Raw genomic sequence first — 15,046 nt, forward strand, 5'->3', positions numbered from 1 at the left:
TGGAACTTAAAAACCTTTGCAACACCAATATTCTCTCGGCAATTTCAACAGGTGACCGCGTTTAAGCGTTCAGAGGACCTTGGTTCGGCAGGAACGCCGCATTAGTCGTTATCGGCGGAAGCATTTGCAAGATGTGCGCGTTTGCGCGATTTTTAACCTCGCTGGATTTGGGCGGTCAACGAAGCGTTGGGGCTGATGGTTTGAGGCAAAGAGGTTGCGAATGTTCGTTGTCTACGGAGTACGGCGATCGTGGCAGCTGACCGATTTTTCTTGATGGGCGAATACTACTGCCGAGACTAAAGCCACGCTGTGCAAGGCTGATACTTGGCTGCGCGGGGCAGCCCGCACGATCAATGAACGATGATCTGCTAGGTATCGACATCGCAAGTCCAAAGGTCCGGCGTGTTTCTGCCGGAATAGATATGCGCCGTATTTCTGATGGAGGTCCACCGATGGGCGAACTCGCATCAGCATCGCCGGAGCCCCTCTGGCTCATCGGCCTCATCACTTCCGGCTCGTCTATTCGGGCTCCGATGTGTCCATGTGGTGGTCGGCGGAGAGGAGCTTCTTTGGCGGGTTGTAAATCCGGATTGGAACGCCAGCGACGGCACACGTGTCGATGCCCGACCACAGAACTTTGGACCGAAGCGCACAATTTGGAGTGGAAGTCATTGAGACTTGAGCGGCGATCTTCGGCAGGCAGCGACCTTCGCAATCATGGCTGGGCGGAGGCGATCTCCGCGCCTCTTCGTGCCTTAACTCGAAACGGCAATAGCGGCGCAGGCCAACACGCCAAGCGCAGTTGATCGTGGCTCCGGACGGCTTCCTGAATGTGCATCGCGCCGAGATCATTTCAATTGGCCGCTAAGCACTGATTGCCCGCCGTATATCCATGGCGTTTTTTCCCGGAAAGCGGTGGTCTGCTCTCTTACGGAAGCGATCAGCAAGATGGATTTTTGCTCGCTGCGGAATACGCGGGCGGCATCCTCCGGGGCAAGAAGCTAGGCGAGCTTCTTGTTCAGCTTCCGGCGAGGTTCGAGCTTGTTGTCAATTTGACGACGCTAAGTTGTTGGTCGGGATGTTCTACTTACCTACTTGCCCGCGCCGATCGAGTCATTAAATGAGCGTTGAATTCCGGCGTCAGACCTCGAGGTTTCAGACGTCGGCCGCTCTGGTGGCAGCTGGGCCGCGAGTCGGCAAGGTGATCTAACCGGCTGCTGGCATCGGCTCGCGGCCCCAACTCGGACGTAGGGCATTCACTTTTCCGCGCGTCAATTGGCGTTCTTTCTGCGCCGCACTCACGGCCGCTCAAAGGCGAAGGACGATATTACCGATGGCGCTTCCGCTCTCCAGGAACTCATGCGCCTTCGCGATATCTTCGAGGTGGAAGGTCGCGGCGATCGTCGGCCTCAGCGTGCCGTCGCTCAGCATCCGTCCGATATCGGCGATGGCGCGGGAGCGGGCCTCGTCCGGCAAGAGGTGGCCTTGAATGAAGCGCAAGGTCGCGCCGCGGAATTGCAGCGGATAATAGGGTAGGATGGGCTCGCGGCGAGACGTCGAGGAATAGCTCGCGATCACGCCGTTAACTGCAATCAGCTTCGCATCGATTTCGGCATTGGCGCCGAAATCGACCTCGATGATGCGCTCCACTCCCTCGCTTGCGAGAGCGAGCACGGCGTCCACCACGTCCTCGCGCCGCCGGTCGATGATATGAGCAGCGCCCGCGGCTCGCGCGACGTGTGCCTTCTCCGGTGACGATACAGTGGCGATGACGCGCGCACCTGAGGCCGCGGCGAATTGCACCGCGAGTTCGCCGACGGCGCCCCGCGCCTCCCTAGACTAGCACGGTCCGGCCCCTCACGTCGCCATCCGCGAATACGGCGTAATGCGCCGTGCAGGCGGGGCCGCCGAGGCAGGCGCCGACACCGAAGCTCACCACATCCGGCAGCGGCGGGGCATGTTTGAGTGGGACCGAAGCAAACTCGGCAGCGGTGCCCGCCTTCGGCCTTTTCTGCGTGTCATAGGCTGGGCCGCCGGGCACATTCCATAGCCAGACGCGGCGGCCGATCCACGCCGGATCGACGCCCGAGCCGACCTCCTCCACGACGCCCGCGCCGTCGCTATGAGGCACGACGGGGCGCTCGAGGGGGGCAGATGGATTAAGCCAGCCCGAGCGTTGCTTTACGTCGGACGGATTGACTCCAGAGCTCATGATCCTGACGAGCACCTCGCCGGGTCCGGGGCACGGCCTTGCCATCTCGCCGACGCCCAGCACCTCGCGAGCGGGGCCCCGACGCTCATACCAAGCTGCACGCATGCCCTGCTCCTTCCAACATATCTGCGCAGCTGCTTCACTAAGAGCCTGCTGACTAGACGATCTCTTCTAGTCAGAAGGACGGCGCAAACCTAATACACAATGGCCAAAACTACGCAGGAATTCAGCGACTATTAGCAAAATATGCAGAAATCCAAACAAAGGGGCGCGGACAAGACTCGCTACGTCCGGCGGTGTGAAGTTTGCGGTCTGGTCGGCGCGCGATCTCAGGGAGGCCGATAGCCGCGCTTACTGGATGGAGGGCTTGGAGCTGCATCGGTTAGAGCCGTGGACTATCTCTGACCCCGGGGCGTCGTGACATGCTTATTTCTTCATTCGTTTGGCTGGACACTTTGTTCGCGGCAACGCGCGAACTTTAGCTGCGAGCAGTACGGACTAGTCTTACTGATTCATTCGGTCGCGTCCACGGAGGGCTGGGAATGAAGTAATTGGAGAGATTCAGAATTTTGGCACGTGGAGGGCCAGATGAGTCTCGATCAGGACAGAGATAGCGAAACGCGGTTTGCAGCGTATGTAGAGGGACTTGCGAGCGTGATCGGCCAAGCGGTCCGGAAGAGACCGTTGCGCGATTATTGCACCGGTTTGATGCTGCCTGGTGAGCGCAAGAGCGTGGAGCCGATAGCGGCAAGAACCGCACCGTCGCGAACGGCGGCGCAACACCAGTCGCTGCATTTTATCGGGATCGCAGACTAGTCGGATGACGAGGTGCTGGCCAAGGTGCGCGAGATGGTGCTGCCGGCAATCGAGAAGGACGGGCCGATCGAGGCCTGGATCATCGACGACACGTCGTTCCCCAAGCAAGGCCAGCATTCGGTCGGCGTGCATCACCAATATTGTGGGCCAGGTGGCGGTCTCGCTGTCGATCGCCAATCACGCTGCGAGCCTTCCGGTCGCCTATCGGCTGTACCTGCCGCAGGACTGGACCAAGAACGGTGCACGACGGAAGAAGGCGGGCGTGCCGAAGGAAGTCAAGTTCAGGACCAAACCTGAGATCGCGCTCGAGCAGATACAGTGGGCGTGCAACGCCGACCTGCCCCGTGGGGTCGCACGGCTGCGCACTGGCATGACGGCGTTGGGACTGACCTACATGGCCGGCATTCAGCCGAAACTACTGGTATGGCCACCCGGCACCGGACCGAAGCGGAAAGGCATGCCGCTGAACAACACGGGACGTCGCGACGAATCCGATCTGATCTCGGCCAAAAAGCTGGCGCTTGGTCTGCCCAAGCACACTGGGCGCACGGTGAACTGGCGGGAAGGCTCGGCCGAAAGGCTATCGTCGCGCTTTGCGCGGGTGCGTGTGCGGGTCGGGCACTGCCAACTTTTGCCGGAATTGCTGTCGCCCGAGTGGTTGCTGATCGAGTGGCCAAGGGCGAAGCAGAGCCGACCAATAATGGCTCTCCACGCTGCCAGAGAACGTCAGCTGCCAGCAGCTCGTTGAACTTGCTAAGCTGCGCAGGGGCATCGAGCGCGACTATCAGGAGCTCAAGCGAGAGGTCGGGCTTGATCACTACGAGGGCCGCGGCTGGCGCGGCTTCCATCATCACGCCACGCTCTGCATCGCGGCTTACGGCTTCCTGATCGCCGAGCGGGCGACGATTCCCCCTCAGACCTCGTTCCGCCGCACCGTTCAAGGCACCTCACTTATCCGACAATTATCGACCAAGAGGATCTCCCCTTGCGGCCTGAGCGCCACATCCCGAACTCGATCGCGACCGTGCGTACGCGCTTGATCCGGCGCTCATCAAAACCCTGCCGCGATGCCCCTGCTGCGGTGCTGTCGCCGCACCAAACGGACGACGAAAACCCATGACGCAGTCAGACTAGTCGGTTCTCGCTGAAGATGGCTGCATTGAAGCGGAAGCTGCGGCAGTGGATCTCGGGGCTAGGTCACCGGAGCTGCTAAGCTCACCGCAGCCAATGCCAAGCCCTCCGTTGTCCTAGCTTGCGCATATAGAGAGAGCTGCGCCCCAACTGATCGATCTCGGCCTATAGTGCGACAATCTGGGTGAATACCGATACGACAAGATGACTGCTAATCGCGTCGCCGCCCGCTCTGGAAGTGTCGTCGAATTCCTCGGCTTGGATCAGAGGATCTGTTTCCAGCGACGTTGTTCTTGGGGTTGCCGACTGCGTCATTAGGGTCTCCCGAGTTCCGCAGGAGAGTGCTGGGACTGACGGAGATGGCGCGAGATGAGCGCTAGTGTTGTGCATCTTCCGCCTGAAGGAGGGCTGTTGGATGCAGGTTTGTTGACGGCGAGCGGATCGATGCCGAAGAAAGAGGCCGGGTGGCAGTCTCTGTTTGATTGGTGAGGCGCAAGATCAGCGCTCGGCGCACCCCACAGTCCATTTTGGGACCGGCGAAGCTCTGACCATCGCACGCAAGGAATAGCAACGCCGCGCTCGGCCCAGATTTTGACGCGCATGACCGCTTAGCGTAGCCGGTACGTTGTGCCGGCGATGATCGCGCCGGAGCCACCAAGCTGGAGCCCTCAGTCAGCCGCCCAGCGGCGGCTGATCCGTTACCGCTTCGCGACCAAGAATTGCTAATAAGATAGGGCCCGCGGCTCCGGCCGAGGAATTGTCGAGGAGTTGGTTTCGGTAGCTGGCTGGACCGGAATGTCGATGGCGGGAGCGCGCACATGACAGGCGACGAGACGCCCGTCAGCCATTGGCACCAAGGGTGGCACTTTGATGCGGCAATGCTCTACCGCAAGCGGGCAGCGCGGGTGGAACGCGCATCCGCTCGGCGGATTGATCGGGCTTGGCACCTCGCCCTCCACGGGCACCTTGAGCCGAACCCGCGTGGGATCCGGCACCGGAGCTGCCGCGATCAGCGCTTCGGTATAGGGGTGGGTCGGCTTGCTAAACAGCGCCTCGCACGGGGCAAGCTCCACGATCCGCCCCAAATACATGACTGCAACGCGATGGGCGATATGCTCGACCACGCTAAGGTCATGCGAGATGAAGACGTAGGCAATGCCTATCTGCTGCTGCAGGTCCAGAAGCAGATTCAAGATCTGGGCACGCACGGAGACATCAAGTGCTGAGACTGCCTCGTCGGCGATGATGAGCGATGGCTGCAGGGAGAGCGCTCGCGCGATGCCGAGCCGCTGCCGCTGGCCGCCCGACAGCTCGGATGGAACCCTGCGCATCATTTCGGGTGACATTCCGACTTTTCGCAGGAGGTCCGCGGCAAGCGCGTGGCGCTGATTCCGGCTGAAGCGCTCAAAATTCTCGACAGGTTCGGTGATGATCTGTTCGACCGTGAGACGCGGATTGAGCGACGAGTAAGGATCCTGAAACACCATCTGCATCCGACGGCGCCACGCGCGAAGCGCGTGCGTCCCAAGACCCGTAATATCGGTCCCGTCGAGCATCACGCGCCCGCCCGTCGGCTCTACGATCCGCATCAAGAGGCGAGCGACGGTGGACTTGCCGCAGCCGGATTCGCCGACGATGCCGAGTGTTTCGCTGGCATCGACGGAGAAAGATACGTCTTCCACTGCGCGCACAACCGGGCCGGTCTTCTTCAGGACTCCCATACCGAGGCGGTAGTGCTTGGTCAGATTCTCCACTTTCAGCAGAGGACCGCTCATGCGTTCATTACCTCTTCGGAGTGCCAGCAAGCCGCGGCGTGACCCGGCCCGACATCGCGCATGGTGGGCGTCTGCTCGCGACAAATGTCTGTCGCGAACGGGCATCGAGGCGCGAAGCTGCAACCGACAATGGGTGCGCGCAGGCTTGGCACAATCCCGGGAATTTCCGGAAGGCGGCGCCGACGACCGTGACGCGGATCAGGCGCAGAGCGCATCAGGCCCTGGGTGTAGGGATGCGTCGGGCGCGCGAACAGATCGAATACGGTAGCTTGCTCGACAATTCTGCCGGCATACATGACAATCACGCGTTGGCACGTCTCGGCAACAACGCCCAGATCATGCGTGATGAACATCACGGCCGTTCCCATGCGCTCTTTCAGATCGATGATCAAGCGCAGGATCTGCGCCTGAATGGTCACGTCAAGCGCAGTTGTCGGCTCATCAGCTATCAACAGTTCCGGTGAGCAGGCAAGCGCCATGGCTATCATGGCACGCTGGCGCATGCCGCCCGACATTTCGTGGGGATAGTTGTTAACGCGACGCTCGGGATCCGCGATGCTGACCAGACGGAGCATCTCTTGCGACTTTGCTATTGCGTCTGACCGGCTGGCTCCGGTGTGGATCTGCACCGCTTCAGCGATCTGGCGGCCGACGGTGTGAACCGGGTTCAGGCTTGTCATCGGCTCCTGGAAGATCATGGCGATTCGGTCGCCGCGGATCCTTCGCATTTCCGCTTCGGAGAGCTTTAGAAGGTCCTGTCCGTGAAAACGGATCTGTCCTCCGACGGTCTTGCCGCCCAGTTTCGGCAAAAGGCGCAGAATTGACAGAGCGGTGACGCTCTTGCCGCATCCGGATTCACCGACAACTCCGAGCGTTTCGCCACGCTCCACCTGGAAGCTGATGCCGTCTACAGCGCGCGTGACGCTTTCCTCCCCGAAAAAATGTGTCTCAAGCTCCCGAACGTCAAGAAGCACGTCACTCGCCGCGGTGTTTTGCATAAGCATGTCAGCGTCTCCGCCTCGAGCGGGGGTCAAACAAGTCGCGCAAACCATCCCCAAGCAGGTTGACGGCAAGGACCGTGACGGCAAGGCAGATTCCGGGCGCGAAGACCGACCATGGGGCAAGAGCGAGATACAAACGAGAACTTGAGATCATATTGCCCCAGCTGGGAATGTCCGGCGGCACCCCTACGCCCAGAAAGCTCAACCCAGCCTCTGTCAGAATCGCACTAGCGCAGAGATTGGCACTCTGAACCATAAGGGCCGGAATGGTGCTCGGCAGGATATGCCGCCACAGCACCTTCGGCAGGCGCGCGCCGCCACAGAGCGCAGCCTCTACAAACGGACGTTCCCTAACACTCAGAACCACCGAACGAACTAGCCGCGCGGTGCTTGGTGTATGGGTGATTGTGATTGCTACGATGAGAATACCGACTCCGGGGCCGGTTAGAGAGACAAGGGCTATGGCCAGCAGAATCGTCGGGATCGCCATCAGGCCATCCATGACTCGCATCGCGACATTATCGAAACCACGGCTGTAGCCCGCGACGACACCGATCAGAAGCCCGCCAACAATGGCGCTCGCCGCCGAAAATAATCCCACCATCAGGGAGATCCGAGCGCCAAAGACCGTTCGCGCAAACACGTCGCGGCCTAGATTATCGCTCCCGAACCACATCGCGGCGGAGGGCGGCTGCAGGCGTTTGAACGGATCTATGTTCAGTGGCGCGCCGGCGTAGAGTGGCGCCGTGAGCGCCAGAACAACGAACAGCGCCAACAGGCCGCCACCTACCACGACAAGAGGATGCCGCCTTGCCAGCCGAGGGAGTTGAGATAGTTGGAGCCGCCCCATCGGCACGGCTTCAACTGATGCGGAAAGGAGGGTCATATCAGTACCGGATGCGGGGATCGATCAGCGTGTAAGCGAGATCGACCGCGAGATTGATGAGCACGTACACGCCCGAAGCCAGCATCAGCACGGCTTGGATGATCGGATAGTCGCGGTTGTTGATCGCATCTACTGTCAAACGACCGACACCGGGTATGTTGAACACCGTTTCCGTGATGACAACACCGGATAGCAGGTAGGCAAAACACAAGGCGATTATCGTGAGGATCGGGACACCCGCATTCTTCAGAGCGTGGTGGAAAAGCATGGAATATGGCGAGGCACCTTTGGCAGCAGCCGTCCGCATATAGTCTTCCGATAGAACCTCGAGCATGCTCGCCCGCGTGATCCGGGCGATCAAAGCAATATAGGGAAAACTCAACGCGATGGTCGGCAGGATCAGTCGCACGAACCAGGGCTCGAGGCCCTGGGCAAAAGGTTGGTATCCCTGGACCGGCAGCAATTGCATCCTGATAGCGAAAAAGTAGATCAGAAAATAGCCGACGACAAACACTGGGACAGAAAAACCGAGAGCGGCGAAGGCGGAGAGGACGCGATCAGCGAAGCCGCCGGTTCGCCAGGCGGCAAAGACGCCGAAAGAGACGCCGACTGTCGACGAAACGATCATCGTCGCGAGCGAAAGAGAAATGGTCGGCTCGAGCCGCTGCAAGATGAGCTCGAGGACCGGACGCCCGGAAAAAATTGAGATCCCGAAATCGCCGCCGAGCATAGCGAGCGCCCAATGCACAAATTGAAGTGGCAGCGGATCATTGAATCCGAGCTTTTCGCGGATGGCGGCGATCATCTGCGGGGTGGCCGAGTCCCCTGCGATAATGCTCGCCGGGTCCCCAGGCGCGAGCCTGAGAAGCAGAAACACGAAAATCCCGACCATCGCGATCACAACAATAGTCGAGACCATCCGGCGAACAATGTAAGGAGCCATTCTGTCCTCAGGCTTTCTGCATGTTCCACATCGGGACTAGCGTTGGCACATCGATGAGACCGGAGAGTGCCTTGCTGCGCGCGCTTGGGTATACAATCTGCCCCAACAGAGCAGCGCCGACGAAATCCCACTATACTTTTTGCATCTTACGAGCCAGCGCCTTGCGCTCTTCGAGCGCTTCCACATTCGCCCATTTGGCCCGAAGCGCCTCAAACTCGCCGCTCTTTGGCCTACCGTACCAAGCCCCGCCCCCATTCGCGAGGAAGAAAACGGTGCCGATCGGATCGCCATGACTATAGTCGGAACAGCCGAGATAAAGATGTTCCAACCGCCGCTCTCACCCGGGCCGTTATTCGCGCGGCGCGTGAGCAGCCCGCCCCAGTCCATCGGTGCAAGCTCGGCATTCACCCCAACCTTTCGCAGCTCGGCCGCCAAAAGCTGCGAGGCATCCTGGAACGGGCCTCCGTTCGTTGGGTCGAGAATGACGACTTTCTCGCCGGCATACCCGGCTTCGCTAAAGAGGTGCCTAGCCCTTTCCAGGTCGCCGCCCTTCTTATTCCATCCGGTATTTTCGTCGTTCGAATAGGGCGTATCGTTACCAAATATCGAAGTGAGGGGTCGGCGGTATTTTGGATCGGGTGATAGCACGCGCACGAACGCCTCCTGGTCGATCAGGTGAAGCATCGCCTGGCGCGCCTTCACGTTATCGAATGGCGGCTGCAGAAAGTTTATCCGCACGTATACGTCTCTGCCAGTCTTGTCCAAAATCTGGAGTTCGAGGTTAGGATCGCCGTCAATCTGAGAAAGGAGATCCATAGGCGGGGACTGAAGGAAATCAATCTCCCCGGCCTGCAAGGCCGAGAAAGCGGTCTGCGGATCAGCGATATTGTTCCAGATGACCCGATCCAGCTTGACGATTTTCCCACCGGCCAGTCCATCGGGCGGCTCGTTGCGCGGAACGTATTTTTCATTCCGATCGTAGGTGAAGCTCGCGCCGGGCTTGGCAAGCGCCTGATTGAACTTGAACGGCCCCGATCCGATATTCGCGGTGACCTGCTCGGTCGCAGGGCGGTTGGCGTCTTTCTCTCGCATGATGAACAAGCATGGCGTCTCGAGTTGCGCCAACAGGTCAACCAAAAGGCCCAGCGGCTCCTTGAGCGCGATCGTGAAGGTTTTGTCATCCCTCTTCGAGATATCCCTCGTCCGTTCCATGATCAACTGACCGCCGGGAGCGACCTGAGCCCCCCTACGGATCGAGGCCACACAGTCGGCCGCCGTCACAGCGGTGCCATCGTGCCAGCCAAGACCGTCGCGGAGCTCAAATGTGTAAGTCTTCTTGTCGTCGGAAACGCCCCACTTCCCTACCATCTGCGGCCGTGGCCTAAACTTGGAGTCGGTCGCGAACAACACGTCGTAAATCGCCAGGGCGTGACTGCCAGTGATGCTCGCCGCACTGAAGACCGGATCGAAAATGCGGAGATCAACACCCATGGCCATGTGGACTATCCGAGCAGCCGTTGGAGCTGTCTGCGCGCACAGGAGCGAAGGAGTCGAGAAGGCCGTTCCGGCAGCTAGACTCGCCTTAATGAGGTGGCGTCGAGAGATTGTCATGGTCCATTTCCCCTCTTGAGCTGGCCGCGCGGTTGCTGGACAATGCCGATAGCTCGCAACCATACGAGCGTGCTGCTGCAGGAACATTGCAGTTCATGCGGCTTTCCTAGGACCATATAGACGTTCCTTGCAGTTTTATCGCATTGGCACGCTCGAGTGCGAGGTATACATCTTCTACTTGGGCCAATTCCGCCGGATTTCTGCAAAGGGCGAGGTTCGTCCACCCGGCGTCTTGACCAGTCTCGATCTGACCATGGTCTCGCGCGTCGCGTGTTTACCTTCAGACAAACCTGCGCAGGTATGTCTCCCGTTCGCTCCTGTTCAACCCCACTTTGCGCCGCAAACGCGCTCGATAGCGAGGCGTCTGGCACCTGCCCGACTCAGGTAGGCTACTCTTTTCCCAGGAGCGAGCCCTGCTCCGCACATTTACCCACGGCTCAGGCTCACTCAATTGTTGCGCCTCCTATTCCGCCGAACTCCGAATTTTCGCGGCGCAGCGGAAGGCCTTCCTGCTAATGCGATGCTCGGCCGCCGCCGTGTTGATAGCGGGAACGGGAAAGACGTGAGGCAACGTCAAGATAATAAGTTGCAACGCGCCTCGGCACCCGATCACTGCGGAGCAACCGACGTTCAAGACTCTATCGAATCCCCTCACGGCTGTGCACAAGTCGGGTGACCCGCGGCTACTGTAGCACTATCCAATAGGCAAGAATGCCAATGTGAGCCAACAGCATCGACAACTCGCAGGATCAATAACGGGCATGCGCACGAGTTCGCGGACAGCGGCCAGCCTGGATTCGGCCTTCTCTGGATCAGGCCCCTCTAATGACCTCCTCACACCCTGCTCGTTTCCAGCCTGTGCATGTCCTTCGCAACACAATTGAACTCTGTCATAGGCGGATTCTGCGCTGGGTCAGCACTGACGTCGATGACCTCAACGGCCATATTTTAGTGAAGGAACATTTGACGGAGCACCGCCTGCCCCCGCGACATGTGTGCCGTACTTTTGGTAGTCTCGGACGGCCGAATCCGCATAGACGTTTCTCGTCCGGTCAGCGCGTGAGACACAACAAAACGTCGCTCTTCTGGCTAACGCCAATCCTTGATGGAATAGGAGTGGCATGAGATTGCAGTCGAACTGAGGGATACGTCCGCATGCAGCAGAGGGGCAAACGCACAAGGAAGTTGCAGAATTCGGCATCGAAGCGGGACCGCTACCTAATCGAGGCGGTGGATCGAGCACTTAACTTGCTAGAACTCCTTGGCGACAATCCAGGCCTTGGCGTCACAGAGATTGCGGATCGCATGGGAGTTTCGAAGGCGCTGGCATTCCGGCTGTTACACACGCTTCAGCTGCGTGATTATGTCATTCGCGACGCCGAAAAGCGCACAAATGAGCTCGGGTTTCGACTTTTGCATTTGGCCAGCCAGGTCGACCAGACTAACCTGATCGTTAGCGCGACGCGAGATCACATGGACGATCTGGCGAGGCTCAGCCGCGAGGACGTCAATCTGTTCGTACGTGCGGAACTGAGCGGGGTCTGTGTGGCTACCCGACCGTCTGCCCATCAGGTGCGGATGTTTGCCCATCTCGGGGTTCGCACAGCACTGTATGTAGGTGGCGCCAGCACCGTGCTGCTTGCCTATGCTCCGGAGGACGTTCAGAACGCAGTGCTCGCGTCTAAGTTGCACATGCTCACGCCCCAGACGCTGATCGAACCGCTCGCGTTGCGCCAGCGCCTTGAGAAGGTGCGTGCCAGTGGTTTCTACCTATCGTGTGGAGATGTTGACCCGCTCGGCTTCTCGGTGGCGGCACCGGTTTGGGGTCACGGCGCGGTCGTTGTTGCTGCGATCAGCTTGGCGGGAACGATCAACCGGTTGACGCCCGAGACAGAAGCTCACTACCGCGGCCTGGTGATTGATTATGCCGGTCGCATGTCTCGCTTGCTGGGCGGAGGCTGATCGAATCTGCTGGACCGGCCAATTGGAGCATCGAGCAGGGCTTCAAAGAAATCTTCCTGGCCTCCAAGAGCCAAGCTTCGAGCCTGGGTGTTCTGCACTGGAGCACTCTAGCGCGCGCAATCGACTTAGCCCGTCGAGTCGGCTGCATCATGCCAACTGAAGCTTGCCAACCCAAGGGGCTGCGCCTTATCGCGGTCCTGAGTTTGCGCGCGATTCGCCCCGTGGGCGGAACAAAAACGCGCATTACAGTTTGCAGCGCAATCTACTACTTAAAATGAAACGCTGTTTCTTCTGTCAAAACAGGAGAAAGACATGCCGGGAGGAGGCTGCTCTCCCGCTTTCATCTGCGGAGAGGAGCTTGACAAATGAACACTGACGTGGACTCGCAAATTAGTGCCCTGTCGTCCTTGAGAGAGATCGTCGACGAGGGTCTCAATTGACGGAACTTGGGCGCTCATCGAGACGTTTTCCACCTTCTGGCGCGAGCACCCAAGCGACGTGAACCGCGCGATGGATGACGTGGCGGCGCGGCTGAGTTCATTCGGCGCGCCGGTGATCATGTATGAACCCTAACTTTACCTGTCTCTTCTCTCTTCCCGGAAAAGGGCGGGTCGAGGTCAACGGCAAGTTCTTGCGCGCTAAGCCCCAGGCGTACAGCGTAGACGCCCGCAACGGCTTCACAGGCGAAGTCGTCTACGTTCCGGCGGGCAACCCGGCCTGAAGGTGGAGTCGTCAGCCCGAATCGAGGGGAAGATCGTCCTCTCGGAAGGATTCGCCGACCCAGATGACGCCGCGCAATCCGAGAAATTGAGGGCGGTCGGTATCATCGCGATCAATCCGGGCATCGACATCCACTGGGGCATCTGCACCACGATTTGGAGAGTACCTGCCTCGACGACCTGCCACGCAATCCGAACGTGCCGGTGATGGCGGTGAACAGGCCGGACGGCCAAGCGGTCATCGAGCTGGCGAAGCGACGTGTCCAGATCACAATTTATGCGGAGATGGAAGAGGGGTGGTTCGCCTCAAAGCTAGCAGTGACCGAGATACGCGCCTCCGAGCAAAAAAGTTCGTGTTACTGCATGGTCATCTCGATTCGTGGGACGTCGGGGTGGGAGACAATGAGTGGGGGACGCCGCCCTCCTCGAAGTAGCCCGCGTACTATGGGCACATCGTGACATATTGAAACGTAGTGTCCGCATTGCGTGGTGGCCTGGCCACTCGACCGGCCGCTATGCCCGGTCGGCCAAGTTCGCGGACCGCTTCGCCATTGACCTTGACGAGAAAGTCAATTGCGATAGTCCCGGCCGTCGCTGGGCAGAGGAGTCATCGGCGTTGTCTGCACGTCTGAAGCAGTGCCTTTCATTGAGGACGCCATTCGGGACATAGTTGGGAAACAGGTGACCGCCCCTACCGTGCCGGGGACTACTCTTCCAACAATATTGGCATTTCCGGTTATTACATGCTGTCCGGCGTTCCAGCGCCGGATAATTCGAGATTAATCACCGGAAACTACGTCCCCTCATCCAACCCCGCGAAGGGCGCTGCGGGGGGCCCTGGGGACGCCTAGCAGCAGCTGTTGTTCTAGCAGCAGCTGTTGTTAATGAACTGACCCGGCAGTCTGAAAGTTTCGGAACAATCATTCATTCGTATTTCCGGTGAATATGCGGAAATGTGTTCAATTCCGAACCGCTGCAGCGCCCGGCCAATCTGACACGGCCTTTGCGGTCTTATAGCAACGTGTCCGGTTCATCGAGCCTCCTCTCCTCGCAGCCAGTGACTTGCCAGGTTCGTGTTTTGCAGATAATAGAAACAACGTTTCTCCTGCAAAAACAACGAAGGGCATTTTTCGATGCGCATCGCTTATGTTGTTCCTGTACCAATGTCGAAGAGCCCATTAGGCGTGAACGAGATGCGTCGGCGCGAAGCGCTGCTCAATTCCTGGACCTTTCCCGGGACGGAAGTGTCAGTCGTCGACGTGCCTGAGGGTCCGAGTTCAATCGAGTCCGCCTATGAGCATGCGCTCGGTGTTCCGGCCACGATCAATGAGATCATGAAGTGCGAGCGCGAAGGTTTCGACGCCGTGATCATCGGCTGCTTTGGAGACCCAGGGCTTGAGGCCGCGCGTGAACTTGCCACGATACCTGTCATCGGGCCTTGCGAGACTTCCCAGTTGCTCGCGGCGAGCCTCGGTCACAAGTTCTCCGTTTTAACGAATTTCGACAGCAGCATCGCTGGCCAGGAGCTCCTCGCCCACAAGGCCGGCGTCCGCGAGAAACTCGCCTCTGTACGCGCAGTCGGTATCGCGGTGCTGGACCTCATGAAAGACCCCGAGCGGACAACGGCACGGCTAATCGAGACAGCAGAGCTATGTGTCAAGAAGGACCGCGCAGACGCGCTGCTTTTCGGTTGCATGACCATGTCGTTTCTGGACATTACCGAGAGGGTTTCCGCAGCCGTTGGGGCTCCAGCGATTAACGCCGGCAGGGCCGCTCTCAAGCATTCCGAAATGCTCGTTTCCATGGGGCTTTCCCATTCGAAGACCGCCTATCCTCTGCCCGCTAAAATGCAGGCTGGTCAGCCCTTCGAATCGCTACGCGTGGCCTGACCATGCCGATCGAACCAACAGAATCGCCTTGCAGCCACCGCTCTGAATCTTTCGGCAGAGCCACTAGGACGGCGAAACTTGGAAGGCAAACAACTAACCTG

Annotated in this window: 10 protein-coding genes and 2 pseudogenes; 4 read left to right on the forward strand and 8 right to left on the reverse strand. The window is 59.3% G+C overall.

Annotation, left to right across the window (positions count from 1 at the left end; genetic code table 11):
• Positions 1–1,308: 1,308 nt before the first annotated feature.
• Together ACP2YP_RS34125 and ACP2YP_RS34130 are read right to left on the reverse strand one after the other, a co-directional pair.
• On the reverse strand, positions 1,309–1,803 hold the full coding sequence (locus ACP2YP_RS34125; protein ID WP_426420639.1) for a zinc-binding dehydrogenase: 495 nt from the start codon (positions 1,801–1,803) through the stop codon (positions 1,309–1,311).
• Positions 1,804–1,834: 31 nt separating this feature from the next.
• Positions 1,835–2,317: an alcohol dehydrogenase catalytic domain-containing protein gene (locus ACP2YP_RS34130; protein ID WP_426420641.1), complete on the reverse strand. Its 483-nt coding sequence runs from the start codon at positions 2,315–2,317 to the stop codon at positions 1,835–1,837.
• 603 nt (positions 2,318–2,920) lie between these two features.
• On the opposite strand from ACP2YP_RS34130, the pseudogene ACP2YP_RS34135 reads away from it, so the two are divergent.
• Positions 2,921–3,776 (forward strand): annotated as a pseudogene (locus ACP2YP_RS34135) (IS701 family transposase).
• A gap of 22 nt (positions 3,777–3,798) precedes the next feature.
• Positions 3,799–4,068 carry a hypothetical protein gene (locus ACP2YP_RS34140; protein WP_426426363.1) on the forward strand — a complete coding sequence of 90 codons (270 nt, stop codon included), beginning with the start codon at positions 3,799–3,801 and terminating at the stop codon, positions 4,066–4,068.
• Positions 4,069–4,881: 813 nt separating this feature from the next.
• Here the strand turns inward: ACP2YP_RS34140 and ACP2YP_RS34145 are convergent.
• From ACP2YP_RS34145 to ACP2YP_RS34165, 5 genes and pseudogenes are all read right to left on the reverse strand, one after another.
• Positions 4,882–5,934: an ABC transporter ATP-binding protein gene (locus tag ACP2YP_RS34145; protein ID WP_426420643.1), complete on the reverse strand. Its 1,053-nt coding sequence runs from the start codon at positions 5,932–5,934 to the stop codon at positions 4,882–4,884.
• Positions 5,931–6,938, reverse strand: coding sequence for an ABC transporter ATP-binding protein (locus ACP2YP_RS34150; RefSeq protein WP_426420645.1), 1,008 nt, complete (start codon positions 6,936–6,938; stop codon positions 5,931–5,933). Before ACP2YP_RS34150 ends, ACP2YP_RS34145 begins: the two co-directional genes overlap by 4 nt.
• A 1-nt stretch (position 6,939) precedes the next feature.
• Positions 6,940–7,821 carry an ABC transporter permease gene (locus tag ACP2YP_RS34155; RefSeq protein WP_426420647.1) on the reverse strand — a complete coding sequence of 294 codons (882 nt, stop codon included), beginning with the start codon at positions 7,819–7,821 and terminating at the stop codon, positions 6,940–6,942.
• A gap of 1 nt (position 7,822) precedes the next feature.
• Positions 7,823–8,764, reverse strand: coding sequence for an ABC transporter permease (locus tag ACP2YP_RS34160; protein WP_426420649.1), 942 nt, complete (start codon positions 8,762–8,764; stop codon positions 7,823–7,825).
• A gap of 7 nt (positions 8,765–8,771) precedes the next feature.
• Positions 8,772–10,375, reverse strand: a pseudogene (locus ACP2YP_RS34165) (ABC transporter substrate-binding protein).
• A gap of 1,155 nt (positions 10,376–11,530) precedes the next feature.
• Here ACP2YP_RS34165 and ACP2YP_RS34170 point away from each other — a divergent pair.
• Positions 11,531–12,337 carry an IclR family transcriptional regulator gene (locus tag ACP2YP_RS34170; protein ID WP_426420651.1) on the forward strand — a complete coding sequence of 269 codons (807 nt, stop codon included), beginning with the start codon at positions 11,531–11,533 and terminating at the stop codon, positions 12,335–12,337.
• 269 nt (positions 12,338–12,606) lie between these two features.
• Here the strand turns inward: ACP2YP_RS34170 and ACP2YP_RS34175 are convergent, their stop codons facing one another.
• Positions 12,607–12,897 (reverse strand): hypothetical protein, encoded by a 291-nt coding sequence (locus tag ACP2YP_RS34175; protein ID WP_426420653.1) that lies wholly within the window; start codon positions 12,895–12,897, stop codon positions 12,607–12,609.
• A gap of 1,292 nt (positions 12,898–14,189) precedes the next feature.
• Between ACP2YP_RS34175 and ACP2YP_RS34180 the strand changes: the two genes are divergently transcribed.
• Positions 14,190–14,945 (forward strand): aspartate/glutamate racemase family protein, encoded by a 756-nt coding sequence (locus ACP2YP_RS34180; protein ID WP_426420655.1) that lies wholly within the window; start codon positions 14,190–14,192, stop codon positions 14,943–14,945.
• Positions 14,946–15,046: the final 101 nt, after the last annotated feature.

Source organism: Bradyrhizobium genosp. A (assembly GCF_049949275.1).
Classification (GTDB): domain Bacteria; phylum Pseudomonadota; class Alphaproteobacteria; order Rhizobiales; family Xanthobacteraceae; genus Bradyrhizobium.